The organism is Streptomyces sp. JLBG701, from assembly GCF_058544905.1.
Window position 1 is genome coordinate 3532502 of sequence record NZ_CM178588.1, and the last position, 23594, is coordinate 3556095.

The 23594-nt window shown below is 68.1% G+C and carries 19 protein-coding genes; 11 read left to right on the plus strand and 8 right to left on the minus strand.

The window, feature by feature from the left end; all coding sequences use genetic code 11:
* Window positions 1-49: 49 nt before the first annotated feature.
* Both AC5DRG_RS16145 and AC5DRG_RS16150 read right to left on the minus strand, forming a co-directional pair.
* Window positions 50-847: an EI24 domain-containing protein gene (locus AC5DRG_RS16145; protein WP_491811194.1), complete on the minus strand. Its 798-nt coding sequence runs from the start codon at window positions 845-847 to the stop codon at window positions 50-52.
* A gap of 23 nt (window positions 848-870) precedes the next feature.
* On the minus strand, window positions 871-1734 hold the full coding sequence (locus AC5DRG_RS16150; RefSeq protein WP_491811195.1) for a hypothetical protein: 864 nt from the start codon (window positions 1732-1734) through the stop codon (window positions 871-873).
* A 183-nt stretch (window positions 1735-1917) separates the two neighbouring features.
* Between AC5DRG_RS16150 and AC5DRG_RS16155 the strand changes: the two genes are divergently transcribed.
* Both AC5DRG_RS16155 and AC5DRG_RS16160 read left to right on the plus strand, forming a co-directional pair.
* On the plus strand, window positions 1918-4512 hold the full coding sequence (locus AC5DRG_RS16155) for a M14 family zinc carboxypeptidase (RefSeq protein WP_491811196.1): 2595 nt from the start codon (window positions 1918-1920) through the stop codon (window positions 4510-4512).
* Between the two features lie 10 nt (window positions 4513-4522).
* Entirely contained in the window at window positions 4523-5677 is a 1155-nt protein-coding gene (locus tag AC5DRG_RS16160; protein ID WP_491811197.1) for a serine hydrolase domain-containing protein, read from the plus strand.
* A gap of 269 nt (window positions 5678-5946) precedes the next feature.
* On the opposite strand, the gene AC5DRG_RS16165 is transcribed toward AC5DRG_RS16160, so the two are convergent.
* On the minus strand, window positions 5947-6945 hold the full coding sequence (locus AC5DRG_RS16165) for an NADP-dependent oxidoreductase (protein WP_491811198.1): 999 nt from the start codon (window positions 6943-6945) through the stop codon (window positions 5947-5949).
* Window positions 6946-7065: 120 nt separating this feature from the next.
* Here AC5DRG_RS16165 and AC5DRG_RS16170 point away from each other — a divergent pair, with 120 nt between their 5' ends.
* Window positions 7066-7509, plus strand: coding sequence for a MarR family winged helix-turn-helix transcriptional regulator (locus AC5DRG_RS16170; protein WP_491811199.1), 444 nt, complete (start codon window positions 7066-7068; stop codon window positions 7507-7509).
* A gap of 42 nt (window positions 7510-7551) precedes the next feature.
* On the opposite strand, the gene AC5DRG_RS16175 is transcribed toward AC5DRG_RS16170, so the two are convergent.
* Window positions 7552-7941: a DUF6281 family protein gene (locus AC5DRG_RS16175; RefSeq protein WP_491811200.1), complete on the minus strand. Its 390-nt coding sequence runs from the start codon at window positions 7939-7941 to the stop codon at window positions 7552-7554.
* 65 nt (window positions 7942-8006) lie between these two features.
* Window positions 8007-8798 (minus strand): SCO2400 family protein, encoded by a 792-nt coding sequence (locus AC5DRG_RS16180; RefSeq protein ID WP_491811201.1) that lies wholly within the window; start codon window positions 8796-8798, stop codon window positions 8007-8009.
* A gap of 269 nt (window positions 8799-9067) precedes the next feature.
* On the opposite strand from AC5DRG_RS16180, the gene AC5DRG_RS16185 reads away from it, so the two are divergent.
* The 8 genes from AC5DRG_RS16185 to AC5DRG_RS16220 all read left to right on the plus strand — a co-directional run bounded on the left by AC5DRG_RS16185 (window position 9068) and on the right by AC5DRG_RS16220 (window position 19365).
* Window positions 9068-10225 (plus strand): mandelate racemase/muconate lactonizing enzyme family protein, encoded by a 1158-nt coding sequence (locus AC5DRG_RS16185; protein WP_491811202.1) that lies wholly within the window; start codon window positions 9068-9070, stop codon window positions 10223-10225.
* On the plus strand, window positions 10222-11226 hold the full coding sequence (locus tag AC5DRG_RS16190) for a zinc-dependent alcohol dehydrogenase (protein ID WP_491811203.1): 1005 nt from the start codon (window positions 10222-10224) through the stop codon (window positions 11224-11226). Before AC5DRG_RS16185 ends, AC5DRG_RS16190 begins: the two co-directional genes overlap by 4 nt.
* A gap of 120 nt (window positions 11227-11346) precedes the next feature.
* Window positions 11347-12324: a hypothetical protein gene (locus AC5DRG_RS16195; protein ID WP_491811204.1), complete on the plus strand. Its 978-nt coding sequence runs from the start codon at window positions 11347-11349 to the stop codon at window positions 12322-12324.
* Window positions 12325-12383: 59 nt separating this feature from the next.
* Window positions 12384-13493, plus strand: a complete 1110-nt coding sequence (gene chvE / locus AC5DRG_RS16200; RefSeq protein WP_491811205.1) for a multiple monosaccharide ABC transporter substrate-binding protein — start codon at window positions 12384-12386, stop codon at window positions 13491-13493.
* Window positions 13494-13535: 42 nt separating this feature from the next.
* Window positions 13536-15086, plus strand: coding sequence for a multiple monosaccharide ABC transporter ATP-binding protein (gene mmsA, locus AC5DRG_RS16205; RefSeq protein WP_491811206.1), 1551 nt, complete (start codon window positions 13536-13538; stop codon window positions 15084-15086).
* Window positions 15083-16330 carry a multiple monosaccharide ABC transporter permease gene (mmsB, locus tag AC5DRG_RS16210; RefSeq protein ID WP_491811207.1) on the plus strand — a complete coding sequence of 416 codons (1248 nt, stop codon included), beginning with the start codon at window positions 15083-15085 and terminating at the stop codon, window positions 16328-16330. The genes mmsA and mmsB overlap by 4 nt, the downstream gene beginning before the upstream one ends.
* Before the next feature lie 135 nt (window positions 16331-16465).
* Window positions 16466-17614 carry an aldose epimerase family protein gene (locus tag AC5DRG_RS16215; protein WP_491811208.1) on the plus strand — a complete coding sequence of 383 codons (1149 nt, stop codon included), beginning with the start codon at window positions 16466-16468 and terminating at the stop codon, window positions 17612-17614.
* Between the two features lie 197 nt (window positions 17615-17811).
* On the plus strand, window positions 17812-19365 hold the full coding sequence (locus AC5DRG_RS16220; protein WP_491811209.1) for a pyridoxal phosphate-dependent aminotransferase: 1554 nt from the start codon (window positions 17812-17814) through the stop codon (window positions 19363-19365).
* A gap of 86 nt (window positions 19366-19451) precedes the next feature.
* Here AC5DRG_RS16220 and AC5DRG_RS16225 read toward each other — a convergent pair whose 3' ends face one another.
* The 3 genes from AC5DRG_RS16225 to AC5DRG_RS16235 form a co-directional block, all read right to left on the minus strand.
* Window positions 19452-20876 carry a family 43 glycosylhydrolase gene (locus AC5DRG_RS16225; RefSeq protein WP_491811210.1) on the minus strand — a complete coding sequence of 475 codons (1425 nt, stop codon included), beginning with the start codon at window positions 20874-20876 and terminating at the stop codon, window positions 19452-19454.
* Window positions 20858-21844 (minus strand): arabinan endo-1,5-alpha-L-arabinosidase, encoded by a 987-nt coding sequence (locus AC5DRG_RS16230; RefSeq protein WP_491811211.1) that lies wholly within the window; start codon window positions 21842-21844, stop codon window positions 20858-20860. Before AC5DRG_RS16230 ends, AC5DRG_RS16225 begins: the two co-directional genes overlap by 19 nt.
* Window positions 21845-22033: 189 nt before the next feature.
* Window positions 22034-23410, minus strand: a complete 1377-nt coding sequence (locus AC5DRG_RS16235) for a DUF3500 domain-containing protein (RefSeq protein WP_491811212.1) — start codon at window positions 23408-23410, stop codon at window positions 22034-22036.
* Window positions 23411-23594: the final 184 nt, after the last annotated feature.

The window sequence follows — 23594 nt, forward strand, 5'->3', positions numbered from 1 at the left end:
GCCCCCAGACGGGCTGAAGTTACCTGGACCGGCGTCAAGAGGCCCCACCTCACTCAGAGGCCACTGCCCGCTCGTCCTCATCCTCGTCCTCGTCCCCCGCCGTCCCCTCACCCAACAGATCCCGCGCCATCAGCGTCGCCCCCGCCACCGCCCCCGGCATCAGGAACACCGCGACGAACGGGACCACGAAGGCCAGTGCCAGCGGGGTGCCGAAGCCCCAGATCAGGGGCTTGCGGGAGCGGAGGAGCGTGAGACGGTCGCGGAGTTCGACTCGGCGGCGCTGCAGGGCCACCGCCGTGAGTTCCTCGGTGAGGAAGAAGCCAGTGACGAGGAAGCCGATCGCCGGGACGACCGTCTGGCCGGCGACGGGGATGAAGCCGCAGGCGAAGAGGAGTACGCCCCACAAGGCGGCGCGGATGACGATGCGGAGGCTGTCGCGGGCCGAGATCAGCAGTTCGCGCCAGAGGGGGAGGCCGGACTCGGGGGCCGTGCCGTCGGCGGAGACGTCACGGTCGACCTTCTCCGAGAGGTTCTCGTAGAAGGGTTGGCCTATCAGGAGCGTTACCGCCGTGAAGGTCACCACCGAGAGGAGCAGAGCGAGCGCGAACAGTACGGCCGCGAGGAAGCCGCGGAACAGGCCCGGCCAAGGGCTCGACCAGTTGTCGGCGAAGGGCGTTGCCCAGGCCACGACGTCCGTGCCCCAGAGGGCCAGAGCCGTCAGCGCCGCCGCGTACAGCACGAGGGTGATGACGCCGGGCAGCAGGCCGAAGCCGTACTGCTTGCCGTGCCGGGTCACCCAGCGTTGGCCCTGCAGGAGGTAGCCGAAACCCTTGCCAAGATCGCCCATGGCCGGAACTTTACCGGGGGTCGCTACGCCGGTGTCACCGCCACCACCACTCCCCGGTCCGCCGCCGGATTCACCGCCGCCGACACCCGTACCGCCGCCCCACGCGCCACACGCCCCGCACGGAACGCGGCCGCCAGCAGCAGGGGTTGGAGGTGTTCCAGGCCCGCCACCAGCATCTCCTCCCCCGCGATGAGCATCGGCCGGGCGGCCTTCGTCGCCGCCGCTGCCGCCTCCGTGAGGTCGGCCAGCGGGGGCAGGGTCGCCCGGACCAGGCCCGCGCCCGCGGCGGCGGCGCGTTCCGCCAGGGCCACTTGGAGGGGCATCAGGGGTGCCAGCGCGGCCGTCAGCGCGTCGGCGATGCGGCGCAGCTCCGGGGACGCGTCACGCAACACCTCCGCGGCGACCCTGATCACGGGGGTCAGGGCAAGCAGCACACCCGCCGCCACACCGGCGCCCGCCGGCAACAACGGCGACGTCGCATCCACCAACTCCCCGAGCGCCTCCGCGAATTCCTCCACCGCCGGCTCCACCGCGTCCAGCACCGGAAGCAGGCTGTCGCTCAGCGCCGCGAGCAGCACCTGCGCCGGTTCGCTCACCGGGTGCACCGCCAGCGGGGCCCCGCTGGTGCCGAGCCGGGTGAGGGTGTCGACGATGCGATAGAAGGCCTCCTGGGCCTGCGGCGACGCACTTGCCTCCGCCAGCTCAGCAGTCGTCTCACGAAGGACGCGAAGCACCTCCGCCCCCGAACCGTCCCTTGGATCAAAGGTATTGATCGCGATCTTGGTGATGTTCCCGGCCGTGTCCAGAAGTTGGCCGGTGATGTCGGTCGTGCTGCGTGCCATGCGCAGCATGTCGTCCCTGCTGGGGAGTGAAGGAATCGTTGCCATGGGCTCTCCTCGACTCAGGGCCTGCCCTGCGCGCACCGCTGCCGGACCCGACTTCAGCATGCCCCGTCCCGCCCGTCCGCATGGGCCATCCGGGGCATCGGCGACACCAACGCCCTCTTGTTGCTGTTGAGTCGAACAGGTACACCTCGCCGTACCGATCTCTGGAAGCCCGAGGAGGTACGCGTGCGTCGCATCACGAGAACCGTCCCTGCGAAACCTGCGAAACCTGCGAGACCTGTACTGATCGCCGCCCTCGCCCTGTCCACGGCAGGTTCACTGCTCCTCGCCGGACCACACACCGCCGGCGCGGACTCGAAGCCCGTCACCCGGGAAGGCTCCGCCCTCGACCAACGGACGGCCGCAAGGACTCCCGGCAGTGCAGCCCAACGCTCCCTCACCGCCCCCGTCACCGACCTCTCGGCCGCCGACTCCAGCCGCGGCTATCCCCGCGAGCAGGTCCTGACCCCCGAACCGGAGAACCCGGCCGACAAGTCCATCAAGCTCGGCCTCACCCCGTACTACGCGATCGCGCCGAAGCTCAACGCCCTCCAGGCCCTTGGCGACCGGGTGAGCGTCGAGGTCGCAGGCACCTCCGCCGGCGGGCACCGGCTCTACCTCGTCACCGTCACCGCCCCGGAGAGCGCCCGCCAGACCCGCGCCCAGGAGCGGATGCGGAAGCTGATCGAGAGCGCACCCGCCGTGGCCGCCAAGTCCCCTGAAATCAAAAGCAGTTACAAAGCACCCGTCTTCTTCAACAACAACATCCACGGCAACGAGTGGGAGGGCACCGACGCCTCCCTGAAGCTGATCGAGCGGCTCGCGACCGCGAAGGACGGAAAGACCAAGGACCTCCTCGCGCACTCCCGCCTCTACTTCAACGTCACCGCCAATCCCGACGGCCGTATCGCCGGTACCCGCACCAACGCCAACGGCTTCGACATGAACCGGGACTTCGTCACCGCCTCGCAGCCCGAGGTGCGCGCGATGCGACAGATCATGATCGACAAGCAGCCGGCGGTCATGCTCGACCTGCACGGCTACGTCAACGGCACCCTCATCGAGCCGACGACCCCGCCGCACGGCGAGAACTACGAGTACGACCTCTTCCTCAAGAACACCTACGCCAACGCCCTCGGCATGGAGGCCGCCGTCAACGGCCTCGGCTACACCCCCGAGAAGGACGGCGTCGAGCCCGCCCAGATCCCCTTCCGCGACACCGACGAGGGCTGGGACGACTGGCCCCCGATCTTCACCCCGCAGTACGCCGCCTTCCACGGCACGGTCGCCGCGCACACCGTCGAGATCCCGATGACGGTGAACAACGCCGCGTACAACACCCTGCCGGAGACCGAGCTGCGCCGCCGCTCAGCCATCAACGTGGATGTAGCCGGGGCCGCCCTCACCGCCACCCTCAACTACGTCCAGACGAACCGCACTTCACTCATCGCCGACCAGATCGAGGTCTTCCGACGCGGGGCGGCGGGCGCCGAGCAGGTACCGGTCTCGGAGGAGACCGTCCCTGGGGTCCCGGGCATCGGCCCGGAGGACGTCTACACCACCACCTTCCCCCGCGCCTACGTCATCCCGGCCGCCCACCGCTCCACCTCCACCGCCACGGCCGCCGCCCGCCTTGTCGACCACCTCCTCGCCAACGACGTCCAAGTCACCCGCGCAGGCGCGGCATTCCGGCTCGGCGGACGGTCGTACGCGAAGGGCTCGTACGTCATCGACATGCACCAGTCCAAGCGGGGCCTGGCGAACGTGCTGCTCGCCGACGGGACCGACATCAGCGACAAGGTCTCGGTGATGTACGACATCTCGGGCTGGAGCCTGGGTCGCCTCTGGGGAGCCGAGGTCGAGCCCGTGACGACGACCGGCGGAGGACTCGCCGGGCTACCCCTGCGCACCATCCACGCGGCCGCCGACGTCGGCTACGTAGCCCCGCACGGCACCCTGCGCCTCCGCCTGGACGACCCGCAGGAAATCGCGGCGCTCAACTCACTGCTCCAGCAAGGAGTTTCGGTACGACAGGCCGCAGACGGCAGTGCGATCGTGCCGGCGTCGGCGCGGGCGAAAGCGGCCACGGCCGCGCGGACGTACGACGTGTCGTTCGACGCGACAACCCTCACCGGCACGACAGCACTGCACCGCGTTCGCGTGGCGGCGGCAGCCACGGCCGGCGAGCTGTTCGCACTCCGTGAAATGAACTTCGAGGTCACGCCGGTCTCGACGGCGATTCTCAACGCGGGCTTCGACTGGTCGACGGCCGACGCACTGTTCGTGTCGGCAGGCCTGGACTACACCGACCTCACCCCCACCGCCCGCACCACCCTCGACACGTTCCTCGCCGACCGGGGCCTGGTCGGCCGAGGAGCGACCGGCGCGGCTCTCAACTCGGCGGCCGGGCTGCTGACCGCCAAGCCGGTCGAGGGCAACGGGGACGCCAACGGCGTGGTGAGTGTGGTGAATTGGAATGGCACCGTCACCGGCCCCGCCACCCCGAACCACAGCTTCGTCTACGCGCCGGTCTGGTTCACGGACCTCGGACCGGACGTCCGGGTGGACCAGTCGTACGCAACCGGGAACCCACTGGTCTCCGGACATTGGCGGGCCCTGGAGGACGGCACCGGGGGCCCCACGGCAGCCGCCGGTCAGGCCGCGGTGGTGAGCGGCCCGCACGCCGTTCTGTTCGGCACCGAGCCCCTCTTCAGGGATCACCCGAAGGGTGAATTCCCGCAGGTCGGACGGGCGTTGTTCACAATGGCACACGCAAGCTGAGGGAGAGCGGATGACGCAGGAGATCACCGTCCACGGCACGGTCGCCGAGGGATTCGAGGAGGTGCGTGAGGAGTTCGCCACGTTTGTGGCGGGCGAAAACCCCGACTACGAGGGCCAGTTGAGCGCGTACGTCCACGGCCGCCGGGTCGTCGACCTGTGGGCGGGCGGCGGCGACGCCGACTCCCTCTACGGCGTGTACTCGTCCACGAAGGGCGCCGCCCATCTGGTGGTCGCTCTCCTCGTCCAGGACGGCACGCTCGAACTCGACCGCAAAGTGACGTACTACTGGCCGGAGTTCGCGGCCGAGGGCAAGGGCGCGCTGACCCTGCGCGAGCTGATCGCGCACCGGGCGGGCCTGATCGGGACGGACTCCGGCTTCACACTCGACGAACTCGCCGACGACCGTCTGGTCGCCGAACGCCTCGCCGACCAGCGCCCGTTCTGGCGCCCCGGCACGGCGTTCGGCTATCACGCCTACGTCATCGGCGCGCTCACCGGCGAGGTCGTAAGACGCGCAACCGGCCGTACGCTCCAGGAGGTGTACGAGGAGCGAATCCGCGCCCCGTACGGCCTGGGCTTCCACCTGGGCCTGTCCGACGCCCTGGAGCACCTCTTCCGGACGGCCCAGCCGATGGCCCCGACCCCGGACGAGCAGGCCCTGCTCGACGCGCTTCCCCGGGGACCCCACAGCCTCGCCTCGATCGCCTTCAACCGCCACACAGCGGATCCGACCGACCTCGAAACGATTCCCAACGTGCGCGCGATCCGTGCCAAGGGTCAGGCGTCGATCGGCGGGGTGGCATCGGCGCGCGGGCTCGCCGGGATGTACGCGGCGGCGATCAGCGAGGTGGACGACAAGGCGCCGCTGCTGAAGCCGGACACGGTGGCGGAGTTCGGCCAGTTCCATTCCGTCGGCTACGACCTGGTGGCCCGGGAGCACAAGTCGTTCGGCCTCGGCTTCCAGGCGGTCGCCGACACCCACTACCCGTTCCTGGGCGCCGGTTCGTTCGGCCACAGCGGCGCCGGCGGCTGCCAGGCCTTCGCCGACCCCCGCAGCGGCCTGGCCTACGGCTACACCCGACGCCGTTTCGCCTTCCCGGGCGGGGCGGCAAAGGAGAACGACCAGTTGGTCAGGGCCGTACACAGGGCAGCGCTGGCGAGTTGACCCTCAAGAGAGGGCAAGGGCCCACCAAGGCCCACTGTCCCCACGCGTCGGCCGAGAGGGAGCCGTAGGGGCGCGCCGGTGTCGAGAGTGCGAGCGCGGAGGCGCGCAGCGCCGAGCACGGTCGTGCTCTCGACACCGGCTTGAAGCGCCCCGAAGGCGACCGAACCAAAGGAGGTGCGCGCGAGGGCGCCTACTCAGCACCGGCACACTGCACCCAGCACCCCACAACCCCGGCGCACTACACCCATCCCCCAACAAAGCCCCCCAAACTACAACTTGACGATCATCTTCCCAACGTTGTCCCCCCGCAGCACCCCGAAGAACGCCTCCAGGTTGTTCTCAATCCCCTCGACAACGGTCTCCCGGTACTTCAGCTCCCCGGAAGCAACCCACGGCCCGACCTCCTGAACGAACTGCGACTGCAGGTCGTAGTGGTCGCCAACCAGAAGGCCCTCAATCCGACCCCGCGTCGCAATAAGACGGGCAAGGTTCTTCGGCCCGGGCACCGGCTCGGTGCTGTTGTAGACGGAGATCATGCCGCAGATCGCAATGCGCCCGTGAAGATTGAGCGAGCCGATAGCCGCCTCCAGGTGATCACCACCGACGTTGTCGAAGTAGACGTCAACCCCATCCGGCGCAGCCTCACGCAGCTGCGAACTCACCGACCCGTTCTTGTAGTTGAACGCCGCGTTGAACCCGTACTCCTCGACAAGCAGCTTGACCTTCTCGTCGGACCCGGCGGAGCCGATGACCCGCGAGGCGCCCTTGAGCTTGGCGATCTGGCCGACCTGGCTGCCGACGGCACCGGCGGCGCCGGACACGAAGACGGAGTCGCCTTCCTTGAAGGAGGCGGTGCGGAGGAGGCCGGCATAGGCGGTGAGGCCGGTCATGCCGAGTACGCCGAGGTAAGTCGACAGGGGCGCGGCCGAGGCATCGACCTTGACGGCCTGCGCGGCGTCGAAGGTGGCGTACTCGCGCCAGCCACCGAAGTGCAGTACGTGGTCGCCGACGGAAAGGCCCTCGGCGTTGGAGGCGACGACCTCGCCGACGGCACCGCCCTGCATGGCCTTGCCGAGCTCGAAGGGGGCGACGTACGACTTGGCGGCGCTCATCCGGCCGCGCATGTACGGGTCCACGGACAGGTACAGGTTCCGCACGAGCACCTGACCCTCGGCCGGCTGCTTCACCTCGGCCTCGACCAGGGCGAAGTCCTCGGGCTTGGGCCAGCCGACGGGACGGCTGAGCAGGTGCCACTCGCGGTTGATCATGACAGAACCTCTCGCATTTACTTCAGGCGTCTTTAACTTCAGGCGTTTTTACTTCACTACCTGAAACAACAATGCTCCTGAATATTTCATGTTGTCAAGTAAAGGGGTACGCTGGAGCCCATGGCCACTCCACAGAAGACCCGCCACCCCGACGCCCTGACCATGGAAGTGGTCGAGCTGATCGGCGACGTCGTGGCCCGTTTCTACGAGGACTACGAGGACGCCGCCGCCGAGCACACGCTCACCGGCGCGCAGGCGCGGCTGCTGAGCCTGCTGTCGCTGGAGCCGCTGCCGATGCGGAAGCTGGCGCAGAAGCTGAAGTGCGAGCCGTCGAACGTGACCGGGATCGTGGACCGCCTGGAGTCCCGAGGACTCGTGGAGCGCCGCCCGGACCCCACCGACCGACGGGTGAAACTGGCGGCGGCGACAGACGACGGCCGACGGGTGGCCCGCAGCCTACGAGAGTCACTCCGCTTCGCCCGCGAGCCCCTCGCGGGGCTGTCGGACGCGGAGCGACTGGCTTTGCGGGATTTGCTGACGCGGATGCTGGAACCGGGGGCGTAGCACCCCCGGAACACCCCAGGAACACCCCCGGACGCCCCTCCGTCACGAGCCGTCGGCGGCCTTCAGCTCCTGCACCTCGGGCGGCAACCCGCCACCGGAACCGTCGACGGAGACGAAGATCGCGTCAGCGGGCGCGTCCCCCACCGCGACAGCGATGTCGGGGTCCAGCCCCTCGACCGCGTAGACGGTCGTCGTGGTCTCCGGCATGCCGTTGTCGACGGAGTCGCCCGTGTCGTCACACGCCGGACGGACGGCGGTGCCGAGCTCTTCCCCGACCGTGAAATCGGTGACGCTGACGTCGTGGTATCTGCGGTCCTCGTACTCGACCACGAACGCACAGGACGCCGAGCTCTCACCGCCCGCGCTCAGCAGCCCGCAGCCGCTGGACACCATGGCGGTGGCAGCCATCAGCAGCACCCGTGCAGTCTTCATCGATACGTCCCCTCATCCATCGCCGGTCTCATGACACCGACGGAGCAGAGGCCGCATTCGTTCGATCAGCTGCACCACCACAGGAACCGCGTGCAAGTCTCCGACGGCGTCGGATCAGCCGTAGGTTCCGAGGTCGGGTCCGAAGACGGCGTGCTGGACGCCCCCGAGCTCGCCGTCGACGTGGACGTGCCCGGCGCCGTGCTGATCGTGCCCGACTGGCTGTCCTTGTCCCTGTCGTCCTTCTCGTCCCCCGTCTCCTTCGAGGACTCCGAAGGCGAGGGGGAATCCGAGGCGGACGGCGAGGCCGAGCTCGATGCCGTGGCCGCGTCCGAGGCGTCCTCCAGGGGTTCCGCCGTCCCGCCGGCCTCCTCCGAGGCCCCGCCCTCCGCCGACGCGTCCCCGGCCACCGCGGGCTTGGAATCCGAGCCGGGCGCGTCTATGCCCAGTTCCGCCAGGCTCAGACCGCCCGCCGCGAGCAGGGCGGCGGCCGTGATGAGCAGGATCCGGCGTCGGCGGCGTCGGTGTGCGGCGGCCTTGCGGTCGCGACGGCTCGCCGCCGGGCCGACCGGGCCGGTCTCCTCGACGGCGGCCCGTCCCCCGCGGCCCTTGTTCCGCCGCCGGGCGGCACGTCCCTGAGGCTCATCCTCGCCCTCATCGTCGTACCCGGCCTCATCGTCGTACCCGGCCTCGCCGTCGTCCTCGCCCTCGTACGAGTCGTCCGCGCCCCCTTCAGGGCGCGCGTCGGTCTCATCCGGGTACGCGGGCGTCGTCGCGCGCGGCGGTTCGGCTGTTGCGCCGCAGCCCGGGCAGGCGAGAGCGCCATTCAGGTGTCGTCGGCAGGGGTGGCAGTAGTCCATGACGCGGGAAGACTAAGTTCCTCACAGGTAACGTTCATAGTCACAGCTGTGAAAGTTGTGTGGGGAACTACCCGTTCCGGCGCGGCGAGTTGAGGACAGCGTGTCGGCCACCCACCACCGACCCGTCGAAACACTCCCCCGAAACTATCGAAACCGTTATGTGTTCGACCCATTGACACCCCCGCCACCCCGTCCTTACTGTCACGCCAGCATTTCGAACGTGTGACGAAATTTCGAACAGAGCCGACGTTCACTGAGGGGCAACTGCCGTGCGCATCACCGGAATCAGCACACACGTGGTCGGGACGCCTTGGCGCAACCTGACCTACGTCCAGGTGCACACCGACGAGGGGATCACAGGAGTCGGCGAGACCCGGATGCTGGGCCACACCGACGCGCTGATCGGCTATCTGCGCGAAGCTGAGGCCAACCACATTCTCGGCTCCGACCCCTTCGCGGCGGAAGACCTCGTGCGCCGGATGAAGTACGGCGACTACGGCCGGGCCGGCGAGATCGTGATGTCCGGTATCGCGGTCGTCGAGATGGCCTGCTGGGACATCAAGGGCAAGGCGCTCGGCGTCCCCGTGTGGCAGCTCCTTGGCGGCAAGGTGACCGACAAGGTCAAGGCGTACGCCAACGGCTGGTACACCACGGAGCGGACCCCGGAGGCCTATCACAAGGCCGCCCAGGCGGTCGTCGAGCGCGGCTACAAGGCGCTGAAGATCGATCCCTTCGGTACGGGCCACTTCGAGCTCGACCACGACGAGACCCTCTACTCCGTCTCCCTGATCGAGGCCGTGCGGGACGCGATCGGCCCCGACGCCGAGCTGATGCTGGAGATGCACGGCCGCTTCTCCCCCTCCACCGCCGTCCGGCTCGCCCGTGAACTCGCGCCCTTCAAGCCGGCCTGGCTGGAGGAGCCGGTCCCGCCGGAGAACCTCAAAGCCCTGGAGAAGGTCGCCGCCAAGGTCGACATCCCGGTCGCCACCGGTGAGCGTATTCACGATCGCATCGAGTTCCGGGAGCTCTTCGAGAGCCAGGCTGTCGACATCATCCAGCCCGACGTCGGCCACATCGGCGGTATCTGGGAGACCCGGAAGCTGGCCGCGACCGCCGAGGCGCACTACGTGCTCGTCGCGCCGCACAACGTCGGCGGGCCGGTCCTCACCGCCGCCTCTCTCCAAGTCGGCTTCTCCTCCCCGAACTTCAAGATCCTGGAACACTTCAACGACTTCGCGGACGCCGACATCAAGAAGGTCGTCAAGGGCGCCCCGCAGGTGGTCGACGGCTACTTCCACCTCTCGGAAGCGCCCGGTCTCGGCGTCGAGCTGGACGTCGACGCGGCGGCCGAATTCCCGCAGCAGCAGGCCCGGTTCGACCTGTGGGCCGAGGGCTGGGAGCAGCGCAAGCCGAAGGGATCCCAGTGAGCACCGCGGTCGTCGTCAACGCGCCGGGCGAGCACAGCCTCATCGCCCACGAGCCCGCCGAGCCCGGCCCCGGCCAGGCCCTCGTCGCCGTCCACGCGGTCGGCATCTGCGGCAGCGACCGCGAGGTCTACCAGGGCAACCGGCCCGAGGGGTACGTCCGTTACCCGCTGACGCCGGGCCACGAGTGGTCCGGCACGGTCCGCGCGGTCGGCGCCGGGGTGCCCGCGAGCCTGGTCGGCCGCAAGGTCGTCGGTGAGGGTTTCCGCAACTGCCAGGTCTGCGACCGCTGCCACGCGGGCGAGGCGACGCTGTGCACGGCGGGCTACGAGGAGACCGGCTTCACCCAGCCGGGCGCGATGGCGACCACGCTCACGCTCCCGGCCCGGCTGCTGCATGTCCTGCCGGACAATGCGGACCTCACCGCCGCCGCCCTCTTGGAGCCCGCGGCCTGCATCGCCGCTGCCGCCCTGAAGGCGAACGCACGGCCGGGCGAGAAAGCAGCCGTCGTCGGCACCGGAACCCTCGGCATGTTCGCGATCCAGTTCCTCAAGGCGAACTCCCCCTCCGAACTCCTCGTCGTGGGGTCACGCCCGGACCGCGCGGCCCTCTCGAAACAGTTCGGCGCCACGGACTTCCGCACCAAGAACCAGCCCCTCCCGGACGACTTCGACCTGGTCATCGAAACCGCCGGCTCCGCGGATGCGGCCCGCACCGCCGCCTCCCTGCTCAGGCGCGGCGGACGCCTGGTCCTTACGGGCATCCCGGCGCCGGGCGCCGAGGGTCTGGACCCCACCGAGCTCGTCGTACGGCAGCTGGAGGTGCACACCGTCTTCGGGGCACCGCCGGAGGCCTGGGCGCACACGGTGCGCGTGTTCGGGGCCGGGTTGCTCGATCCGCTTCCGCTGGTGACCCATGAGCTGCCGCTCGCCGAGTTCGCGCAGGCGATCGAGCTGGTGGGGTCCGGTGATCCGAAGGTCGGCAAGGTGCTTCTGCGGCCGTGACCCCCTAAGGCGTACGCCGGTGCGGGGTTACCTGACGAGCCCCGTACCGGCGTACCACTCCAGCCTTCTCCACCCCGAGCCGCGAACCTTGTCCGAAATATCGAACGCGAAGGACAGCTTGTGAACGACGCTACCGCCACGGCAGCCCGTCGACCCGGTGAGCAGGCGCTCGCCGCGCTCGGCCTGGGCGCGCCCGACCTCTCCCCCGCCGACGCCTCGCCGCACACCTTCCCGGGCGGCGGTCGCTGGCGCACCGAGATCCCCTCGTGCGAGGGTCCCGAGGCGCTGGCCGTGATCCTCAAGGAGTCCTCGCGGCTCGACGTGCCGATCCACCGGATCAGCCAGGGCAGCGGCGTGTGGATGCTGACCGACGCCGAGATCACCGAGATGGTCCAGGCCACCGACGAGAACAACATCGAGCTCTGCCTGTTCACCGGCCCGCGAGGCACGTGGGACATCGGCGGCTCGACCCGCAGCGACTCGCGGGGCGGCGGACTGCGCGCCCGCGGTCATGACGCCGTCGCCGGCTGTGTCGAAGACGCGGTCCGGGCAACGGAGTTGGGCGTCAAGTGCCTGCTCGTCGCCGACGAGGGCGTGCTGTGGACGCTGCACCGGGCGCGTGTGGCCGGCATCATCCCGGCCGACACGACGCTGAAGGTCTCGGCACTGATCGGGCCCGTCAACCCGGCCTCGTACGCCGTGTACGAGCGCCTTGGCGCCGACTCGCTCAACGTGCCAAGCGATCTGACTCTCGATCACCTCACCGAGATCCGGCGGCTGTCCGCCGCCCCCATGGACATGTACATCGAGGCCCCCGACGACCTAGGCGGGTACGTCCGGATGTACGAGGTCGCCGAGCTCATCCGGCGCGGCGCACCGCTCTACCTGAAGTTCGGTCTGTCCAAGGCTCCCGGCATCTACCCGTGGGGCACCCACATGCGGGACCTGACCCTGGACACCGCCCGGGAGCGGGTGCGGCGCGGCCGTCTCGCTCTCGACCTGCTCGCCCGGCACGGTGCGGACGGCGACATGGCGCCGCTCGGTTCCCGGTTGCCGGGTTCTTTGAACCGGTTCCCCTCCGAAGCTGCCACTGGCTGACCAACGCTTCAACCGACCTCGTCAACATCTCAACGAAGAGAAGAACAGGGACGACCATCATGCGTACTCGTAGAAGCGCCCTCGCCCTCATAGCCTCAGCCGCCTCCCTCGCCCTCACTCTGTCCGCCTGCGGGCAGAGCAGCGAGGGTGGCAGTGAGGAGGAGACCACGGGCAGCGCCAAGGGCGGCACCATCGGCATCGCGATGCCGACCAAGTCGTCCGAGCGCTGGATCGCCGACGGCAACAACGTCGTCAAGGACCTGGAGGCCAAGGGCTACAAGACCAAGCTGGTCTTCGGCGAGGACGACCCCGAGAACCAGGTCTCGCAGATCGAGAACCTGATCACCCAGAACGTCAAGGCGCTGATCGTCGCGGCGATCGACAACAAGTCGCTGAACGGCGTGCTCCAGCAGGCCGCCGACGCCAACATCCCGGTCATCGCCTACGACCGGCTGATCCTCGGCACCGAGAACGTCGACTACTACGCGTCCTTCGACAACACCAAGGTCGGCGAGCTCCAGGCCAACTACATCGTCGAGAAGCTGGGCCTGGAGGACGGCAAGGGCCCCTTCAACATCGAGCTGTTCGCCGGCTCCAACGACGACAACAACACCAAGTACTTCTTCAACGGCGCGATGAGCGTCCTGCAGCCGTACATCGACAGCAAGAAGCTCGTCGTCAAGTCCGGCCAGACCGAGCTCACCCAGGTCACCACCCTGCGCTGGGACGGCGCCACCGCCCAGCGGCGCATGGACGACATCCTGACCGGCTCCTACACGAGCGGCCGGGTCGACGCGGTGCTCTCGCCGTACGACGGCATCTCGATCGGCATCCTGTCCGCGCTGAAGTCCGACGGCTACGGCACCAGCAGCAAGCCGCTGCCGGTCCTCACCGGCCAGGACGCCGAGCTGGCCTCGGTGAAGTCGATCATCGCGGGCGGTCAGACGCAGACCGTCTACAAGGACACCCGTGAACTGGCCAAGGTCGCCGGGAACATGGTGGACGCGGCCCTCAACGGCAAGAAGCCGGAGATCAACGACGACAAGACGTACGACAACGGCTCGAAGGTCATCCCGGCCTACCTGCTGGAGCCGGTGAGCGTCGACAAGACCAACTACGAGCAGGTCCTGATCGACGGTGGCTACTACACCGCGGCTGACCTCAAGTAATCCGTCGGCGCCCGCAACAGACACAGATTGGAAGGCACGACCATGGCGGGACCCGTCCTGGAAATGCGCTCGATCGTCAAGACCTTTCCCGGTGTCAAAGCGCTCTCGGACGTCACACTGACCGTCCGGCAGGGCGAGGTCCACGCCATCTGCGGTGAGAACGGCGCCGGAAAGTCCACCTTGATGAAGGTGCTCTCCGGCGTCCATCCGCACGGCACGTACGAGGGCGACATCCTCTTCGAGGGAGAGGCCTGCGAGTTCAGGGACATCCGCGCGAGCGAGCGGCACGGCATCGTCATCATCCACCAGGAGCTGGCGCTGGTGCCGTACCTCTCCCTCGCGGAGAACATCTTCCTCGGCAACGAGCACGCCAAGGGCGGGCTCATCGACTGGCGCGAGACCCTGCGGCACGCCAGTGAGCTGCTGCGCCGGGTCGGTCTCAGCGACCACCCGGAGACCCGTGTCGCCGACATCGGTGTGGGCAAGCAGCAGCTCGTGGAGATCGCCAAGGCGCTCTCCAAGAAGGTGAAGCTGCTCATCCTCGACGAGCCGACCGCGGCTCTGAACGACGAGGACAGCGGCAAACTCCTCGATCTCATCCTGGAGTTGAAGAAGCAGGGCATCACCGCGATCATCATCTCCCACAAGCTCAACGAGATCCGCAAGGTCGCCGACTCGGTGACGATCCTGCGCGACGGGCAGACCATCGAGACGCTCGACGTGAAGGCCAAGGAGACCACCGAGGACCGGATCATCTCCGGCATGGTCGGCCGCGACCTCGACCACCGCTTCCCCGAACGCACCGCGTACGAAGGGGAGTTGGACGCGGCTCCGGCACTGGAGATCCGCAACTGGACCGTGCACCACCCGATCGACCAGCAGCGCAAGGTGGTCGACGACGTGTCGATCAACGTCAAGCGCGGGGAGATCGTCGGCATCGCGGGCCTGATGGGCGCGGGGCGTACCGAGCTCGCGATGAGCGTCTTCGGGCGTACCTACGGCCGGCACGCGGGCGGCACTGTTCACAAGGACGGCAGGGAGATCCGTACGAAGACCGTCGCCGAGGCGGTCAAGCACGGCATCGCGTATGTCACCGAGGACCGCAAGCACTACGGCCTCAACCTCATCGACACCATCAACCGCAACATCTCGCTGACCGCGCTCGACAAGGTCACCAAGCGCGGTGTGGTCGACGAGCACGAGGAACGGCAGGTCGCCGAGCGCTTCCGCAAGTCCATGAACATCAAGGCGCCGACCGTCTTCGAGCCGGTGGGCAAGTTGTCCGGCGGCAACCAGCAGAAGGTCGTCCTCAGCAAGTGGATCTTCGCGGGTCCCGAGGTGCTGATCCTGGACGAGCCGACGCGCGGCATCGACGTGGGCGCCAAGTACGAGATCTACACGGTCATCGACCAGCTGGCCGCCGAGGGCAAGGCGGTCGTCTTCATCTCCTCCGAGCTGCCCGAACTGCTCGGCATGTGCGACCGCATCTACACCATGGCCGCCGGGCGGCTCACCGGTGAGGTCTCGCGGGCCGAGGCCTCGCAGGAAGTGCTGATGCGCCAGATGACGAAGGACAAAGAGGTAACGCGATGAGCACGGATGTGACCGCCAAGTCCCCGGCCCCGGCGCCGCCCGGGAAGAGCGGGGGTGCGGCCGCGGGAGGCGGCCTGCTACAGCTGATGCTGGACGGCCTGCGGCGCAACATGCGCCAGTACGGAATGCTGATCGCGCTGGGTCTGATCGTCGCCCTGTTCGCGGTGTGGACCGACGGCGTCCTGCTCCAGCCGCGCAACGTCTCCAACCTGGTCCTGCAGAACAGCTACGTCCTGATCCTCGCCATCGGCATGATGATGGTCATCATCGCGGGCCACATCGACCTCTCGGTCGGCTCGCTGACGGCGTTCGTGGGCGCGTTCGCGGCCGTGCTGACCGTGCAGCACGACGTGGCGTGGCCGGTCGCCGTGGTGCTGTGCCTGGTGGCCGGCGGGGCGGCGGGTGCCGCGCAGGGCTTCTTCATCGCGTATCTGGGGATACCGTCGTTCATCGTCACCCTCGCCGGGATGCTGATCTTCCGTGGTTTCACGGAGATCCTGCTGGAGGGCCAGACCCTCGGCCCGTTCCCGGACGGGCTGCAGAAGATGGGCAACGGCTTCCTGCCGGAGACCGGCCCGGAGACCAACTACCACAACATCACGCTGCTGTTGGGCCTCGTACTGATCGTCTTCGTGGTGCTGCAGGAGGTCCGGGACAGGAAGCGTCAACAGGAGTTCGCGCTTGACGTGGCGCCGCGGAACATCTTCCTGCTCAAGCTCGTCGCCATCGTCGCCGCGGTCCTCGTCGTCACGATGCTGCTCGCCAGCTACAAGGGCGCGCCGATCATCCTGCTGATCCTGGGCGCGCTGGTGGTCGGCTACGGCTACGTCATGCGCAACGCGGTGTTCGGCCGGCACATCTACGCGATCGGCGGCAACCTGCCGGCGGCCAAGCTGTCCGGTGTGAAGGACAAGAAGGTCAGCTTCCTGGTCTTCCTGAACATGGGCGTGCTCGCGGCCCTGGCGGGTCTGGCGATCGCCGCCCGTCTGAACGCGGCCTCACCGAAGGCGGGCCTGAACTACGAACTCGAGGCGATCGCCTCGGCGTTCATCGGTGGCGCGTCCATGAGCGGCGGTGTCGGCACCGTCCTCGGCGCGATCATCGGCGGTCTCGTCCTCGGTGTGCTGAACAACGGCATGAACCTCCTCAGCGTCGGCTCCGACTGGCAGCAGGTCATCAAGGGCTTCGCCCTGCTGGCCGCGGTCGGCTTCGACGTGTGGAACAAGCGCAAGTCCGGTTCGTAATTCAGCGAAGACGCTCCGCTGGGAAGGCCGTTCTGAAGCTGCGGGCCGTGCGTGGCTGGTCGCGCAGTTCCCCGCGCCCCTTTGGGGGCGCGGGCCCAGCGGGCGTCTACCAACCCACTTCTCGGGAGCCGCTACATGGAACTGAACAGACGCACCGTCATCGCAGGGGCCGCGGCCGCGGGTATCGCCGCGACCACCCTCGGAGGCACCGCTCACGCCACGGGCAGCAGGACGCCCGTGAAGTCCCTCTTCGGCAAGCTCGCCGACGGCACCAAGATCTACAGCTGGGCCCTGCAGAACGGCGGGACCAAGCTCAAGGTCCTCACCTGGGGCGGCATAGTCCAGTCCCTGGAGATCCCCGACCGGCACGGCAAGTACGCGAACGTGTCCCTCGGGTTCGACAACATCGAGGACTACGTCGCCAAGACCCCGTACTTCGGCGCGCTGATCGGGCGTTACGGCAACCGCATCGGCAAGGGCCAGTTCACCCTCGACGGCAAGAGCTACCAGCTCTCTGTCAACGACGGCGTCAACAGCCTGCACGGCGGCACCGCGGGCTTCGACAAGCGCGTGTGGGACATCGAGCCGTTCACCAAGGGCTCCGACGTCGGCCTCTACCTGTACTACACGAGCGTCGACGGGGAGATGGGCTACCCGGGAACGCTCAAGGTGAAGGTGACGTATACCCTCACCCGGCACGGCGACTGGCGCATCGACTACGAAGCCACCACCGACAAGGCCACCGTCGTCAACCTCACCAGCCACGTCTACTGGAACCTCGGTGGCGAGGGCACCGGCACGATCGAGGACCACGAGCTCAAGATCGCCGCCTCCCGCTACACGCCCACCGACTCGGGTCTGATCCCCACCGGTGAGCTCGCGAAGGTCGCCGGCACCCCCTTCGACTTCAGCAAGGGCAAGCCGATCGGCCGGGACATCCGCGTCGGGCACCCGCAGCTGGTCACCGCCAAGGGCTTCGACCACAACTGGGTTCTCGACAAGGGGATCACCGCGAAGCCCGAGCACGTCGCGACGCTGCGGGACCCGGCCTCCGGCCGCACCCTGAAGATGGCCACCAACGAGCCCGGCCTGCAGTTCTACTCCGGCAACTTCCTCGACGGCACCCTCGTCGGCCCCAGCGGACACACCTACCGCCAGGGCGACGCCCTCTGCCTGGAGACGCAGCACTTCCCGGACTCGCCGAACAAGCCGTCGTTCCCGTCGACCGTGCTCCGGCCCGGTGAGACGTACCGGACGACGACCATTCACTCGTTCAGCGCGTGAGCCAGGGTATGAATCGGGTGTGATTCCGACCGTGATCACGTTTCACAGAGGTTTCACAAGTTCCCACCATTTCCACAGAGGTTGAACAGCGCCTCACAGCTATCCGTATGTAAGGGCGGCCCGTGCTCCCCCGCGCGGGCCACCCAAGACGACGGGCCCGGTCGTCCCCGCCGGGCCCGCCCTCATACGGAGGTTCCATGGCCGACAACGTCACCTCGTTGTTCCGCAGCACCGCTGCGCACAGCCCGTCGATGGCGGCGCTGACGCGCGAGGGCGGGGACGGGGCCGGTCCGGTCGACTTCTGCATCCCGTGCAACCCGTACTTCCCCACGCCGGCCATGTTCGACACCATGGCGGCCCGGCTGCGCGACATCATCACGTACTACCCCAGCGGCGCGGACACCATCACGGCCGAGCTGTGCAACCTGCTCCAACTCCCGCCGCAGGCCGTGGCGATGGGCAACGGCTCCACCGAGCTCATCACCTGGATCGACCACCTCCTGGTCCGCGAGTCGCTCGCGATCCCCGTCCCGACCTTCGGCCGCTGGACCGACCAGCCGATGGAGACCGGCAAGCGGGTCGACATGTTCCCGCTCCAGGAGTCCAGCGGATTCGCCCTGGACCTCGCGCAGTACGCCGAGTTCATACGGGCCCGCGGCACCCGTGTCGCCGTCCTGTGCAACCCGAACAACCCCGACGGCGGCTACCTGCACCGCCACGCCATCGTCCAGTTCATGGACGCCATGGCGGACCGGGACCTGGTCGTCATCGACGAGTCGTTCCTGGAGTTCGCCGACGCCGAGGCCGAATCCAGCGTCGTCCAGGAGGCCATGCTGCGGCCCAACGTGATCGTGCTGCGCAGCCTCGGCAAGAACTTCGGCCTGCACGGCATCCGCTTCGGCTACCTGGTCGCCAACCCCTCGCTCGCCGGCCGCGTCCGCTCGATGCTGCCCAAGTGGAACCTCAACTCCTTCGCCGAGTACGTGGTGTTCATGCTCAAGGAGCACGGCCAGGAGTACATGCAGAGCCTCCAGCAGGTCCGCCGCGACCGACTGGACATGGCCAGCCAACTCGCCAACCTGCCCGGCCTTACGGTCTACCCGTCGCAGGGCAACTTCCTCTTCGTGCGCCTCCCCGTGGGCGCCGAAGGCACCGTGGTCCGGGACCGAATGCTCACCGAGCACCGGATCCTGGTCCGCGAGTGCGGTAACAAGATCGGCTCGTCCAGCCGCTTCCTGCGGCTCGTGGTGCGCCCCCAGGTAGACGTGCGTCGCCTGGTGTCCGGCCTGGAACAGGTGCTCTACGGGACCAGGAGGGGAGCCGCCGTGCCCGAGCTGGGTACAGGGACCAGCTACAGCTCGGGTACGGCGGCGGTGGACCGGCTGATCGGCCAGACCAGCGGAGGGGCGGGCATGCCACTTGCTGCGCAGGCTCTCGGGGTCGGTGGCTTCCCGGGGCTGGCGGCCGCCCCGGCGCCCCAGCAGATGCCGATGCCGGCCATGGCGCAGGCGCAGACCGGCGGGGCCGGGATGCCGATGCCCATGCCGGCCCCGCAGGCCTACCCCCAGCCTGTCGCCGCGCAGGCCCAGCCGACCGGCCCCACGCCGACCGGCGTTCCCGCGCGTGGAGGGCTCACCGCGGCGCAGGTTCGGGGGACGAACGGGATGCCGGATCTCGCCCCTGCCCAGCCGGCCGGCTGGCCCAATGCCCAGAGCTGGCCTAACGCGGCTGGTATGGGGCAGACCGGCTGATTGGCGGCTGCGGGTGCGTGGGGGCTGGTCGCGCCCACGCGGCGGAGCCGCAAATCGACACAGCCCCGCGCCCCTGGGGGGTTGCGCTAGACCGGGTTTAGTTTCCACTGTTGGCAGGTGTTGGCCAGCCATGACCACTGACGTACGTCCGCCGTCGAACAATTCGCTACGTCCGCGACCTTGCCCGTGGCCTGGTTGACGATCCTGACGTAGCCGTCGCTCGTGGTCAGGAACCGGAACCGCTGGCAGGTGTTGTTCAGCCAGCTCCACTGCCGCAGGTCGGCCCCGTCGGCGGTGGAGCAGTTGGCGGTGTCGAGGACCTTCCCGGTGGCGACGTTCACCAGCCTGCTGGTGTCGTCGCCCTGGTCCTCGATCCGCCACCGCTGGTTGTTGCCGCCGCTACAGCTGTACTGCTGCACATTGGCCCCGTCGGCGGTCGAACTCCCGGCGACATCAAGGCACTTGCCGCTGTTGCGATTGGTGATGGCGTACGTCGTCGAGGCGGCCGACGGCTCACCGGAGGGCCCGGCGAGACTGCTGCCGAGCGCGACGGGCGTACCGAAGTTCGGCGACCCGTCCGAGTTCCAGGTGAACTTCTGCGCCCGGGTCGTACGCCCGTTGTCACAGCCGTCGCTCGCGCTGTCGTTGGCGTGGTAGACGATCCAACTCTCGCTGCCGTCCGGTGAGTTGAAGAACCCGTTGTGCCCAGGCCCGTACACCCCCGCCGAGTCGTTGCGCTGGAAGACGGCCGTGGACTTCTTCGTCCAGGAGGACGCGGCCAGCGGATCGGAGCCGGTCAGGGTGAGCTGGCCGAGCTTGTAGTCGGGTGTCCAGCAGCCGCTGGCGGAGTAGATGATCCGGGTCGTCCCGTTGTGCTGGAGCACTTCGGGCCCCTCGTTCACCGAACCCCCGGAGGTCTCCCAGGAGTAGGTGGGAGTGGAGATGGTGGAGAAGGAGGTGGCGAGGGTGTACGGGTTGGACATCCGGGCGGCGACGAGGTTCTGCGTGCCACCGCTGGCACTCCCGAACAAGTACATGCTGCCGTTGATGGTGGCGACCGTCGGGTCAAGCATCCAGGCGGAGTTGAGCTGGTTCTTGTAGGTGTACGGCCCCATGGGATCCGTACCCGCGCTCTCCAGCACATGGGTGCGCTGCGTCGGGATGTAGTCGGAGACGTTCTGCCCGGCGACGTAGTACAGATACCAGTGGCCGTTGGCATAGTGCAGCTCGGGCGCCCAGATGTTGCAGCACCGGGAGGCGGCGTCGCCCTGCCACACCTGGACGCTCGGGGCGGTGGCGAGGCCGGCGAGGGTGGTGGACTTGCGGATGGTGATGACGTCGGTCCAACTCGTCGTCACCAGGTAGTAGTTGCCGCTGTAGTACGAGATCCAGGGGTCGGCGCCCTTCTGGGTCTTGATCGGGTTGGCGAACGAGGCCGCGCTCGCGGAGGACTGCCCCAGCGCGAAGACGCAGAGCAGCGCGGCCAGCAGGGTCAGTAGGCGACGGGCCATCCGGTGCTCCAGTCCAGGAGGTTGATGCCGAGCTTGGGCGTACCGCTGTCGTTGCCGTCGTAGTAGTGGTAGACGATCAGGTCCCCGTCGGAGTCGTTCATGATCGACTGCCCGCCGGGCCCGATGTAGCGGCCGTGCGACTCCAGCACCGGCGTACCGCCGTTGTTCGTCATCGCGACGCCGCTCTTGTCGTAGTACGGCCCGGTGACGCTCGTCGCCCGGCCGACCTTGACCTTGTACGTCGAACTGGTGCCGGCGCAGCAGGTGTCGTACGAGGCGAAGAGGTAGTAGTAGCCGTTGCGTTTGACGATGTACGGCGCCTCGACGGCCTTGGTCCCGGTCGGGCGGGAGGCGATGGAGTACCGAGTGGTGTTGGACGAGAGCTGCTTACCACTCGCCGGATCGATCTGGATCATCTTCAGCCCGGTCCACCAACTCCCGAAGGACAGCCACCACTTGCCGTCGTCGTCGACGAAGAGGTTCGGGTCGATGGCGTTGTAGTCGCTGGAGGAGGTGGAGGTGTAGACGATCCCGTAGTCGCTCCAGGAGCCGGGAAGACCGGTCGTCGAACCGGCGAGACCGATGGCGGAGGTGTTCGACCCGAAGGTCGAAACCGCGTAGTACATCAGGTACTTGCCGCCGTGGTACGAGATGTCGGGCGCCCAGGCCTCGGTGGCATACGTCGACCACCAGCCGGGCTTGGTGGTGAAGGCGTCGCTGCCGGCGCTGAACGCGGTCCGGTCGGTGGAGGTCTTGTAGGCGAGACCGCCGCCGGTGGAGTAGAGCAGATAGCGGCCGGCCGAGGTGCGGATCATCGTCGGGTCGTGGACGACGACGGAGCCCGTGACCGTGCCGGGGTTGGGGTACGCCGACGCGCTGGACGGGATCAGGGCGAGCAGAACGGCGGCGGGGAGGGCGAGGAGTGCGGTTCTGCGGGGGATACGGGAGGTACGGGAGGTGCGGCTCACGCGGGTCCTCCTTCTGGGGTCGAGTGTGCGACCGTACGAGTAAGTCCGAAATATCGAACGTCGATCGCAGCTTCGGACGGAACGTAGAATCGAACCCCTTGCGCGTCAATGGTCCGCGCAGCCCCACCCTCGAACGCCAAGTACCCGCCAACAGAACGCTGTTGGCGGGAATGGCGAGGCGTCAGGTGATCAGTGGTCGTTCTCCAGGTGCAGCTTCAGCAGGTCGATGCCGTAGTCGCCGCCGTTGGGGGTGCGGATGATGGTGTGGATGTGCTCCTGGGACGGCGTGCCGCCGCCCATGCCCATGCCGCCGCCGGGGCCTCCGCCGTTGGAGCTGGCGCTGGCACTGGCGCTCGCGCTGGCGCTGGCCGTGGAGTCCCCCTTGTAGAAGAGGGGAGCCTGGGCGTCGTACTCGATGAGGACGACCGGGCTGTGAATCCGGTAGTAGAAGGCGGAGTCGTCCTCCGTCTCGCCCATCCAGAAGAAGTACGTGTCGTCCAGGTGCTTCTCCACCTCGGCCAGCTTGACCTCGGCGTGTCCCTCGTTCATGTAGCCGATGTAGACCCCGGCCAGGGCGAGCAGCTTCTTCCTCTGCGCGGAGGTGAGCGCGGAGCACTGAAGGCCCTCGTAGGCGAGCTTCAGGTTGTCCTGGCCCGCACCGGCCTTCATGTCCTCGTTGCCGTTCGACTGCGAGGAGACGGCCTTCTTGAGCTGCGCCGAGGTGAGGGAGCGGATCATGGCCAGGCCGGCCGTGGTCTCCGGCTTGAAGAGGGTGATCTTCTCGCCCTTGTACGTACCCGTCGTGGGCTCCGAGCCCATGAAGGTCGGCGTCATCACGACCTGGTCACCCAGGACGAAGTAGTTGATGGCGACGTGGTGACCCTCGTACTGGAAGCCCCACGGCTTCGTGGTCGAGGGGGTGCCCATGAAGGTGAAGAAGTAGTGGCCCTCGGTGAGGGTCTTCTGGTTGCCGCCGTTGGAGTCGCCCAGGAACGCGTTGAGCTTCATGATGCCGCGGGTCTGGGTGAGACCGTCGGCGGAGAGGGCCTTGCCGAGGAGCGCGTAGCCGAGGTTCTGCTTCTTCTCCGTCATGTCGCCCATGCGGACGCCCTTGCGGTCGTAGCCGTCGACGTTGCTCCAGGCCGTCCATTCGTCGGCGTCGATGTCGAAGACGCAGGACTTGCGCTCCGTGGCGGAGAGCCCGTCCAGGAACGCCTGCGCGGCCTTGACCAGCCCGTCCGTGGAGACGTCGGTGGAGTGGATGGTGTAGAGGTCCTCGACGACGTTGCCGTCGGTGGTGACGCCCACGACGTCCGCGTACTTGATCTGGGTGGCGCCGGGGCCCATGCCGCCGCCACCACCTGCGCCGGGCCCGCCGGAAGGCATGCCGCTGGCGGCGGCGGAGGACGACGAGGAGCTCGCCGTGTCGGAGGAGCCGTTGGAGCAGCCGGTCATCGTCGCCACGGCGGCGACACCGCCGGCGAGCAGGGCCTTGTTCATGAACCAGCGACGGCTGCGCTCGGCTTCGGGGGTGCGGGGCTTGTGCCCGTGATCGTGTCCATGCATGCGCTCAAGGTTCTGGACGGACCTGAAGCAAACCTGAAGCCGGCCTGAGGCCCCGCGAGGTGCGGCCTGTGCGCTCTCTGTGAGCGAATGCGCACACCCCGATGACCTTGACCGGCAGGAAACTTGACACATCGTCACTTTGCCAAACTGACAGCAACCCGACAGGAACCACTCCTACGGTGCC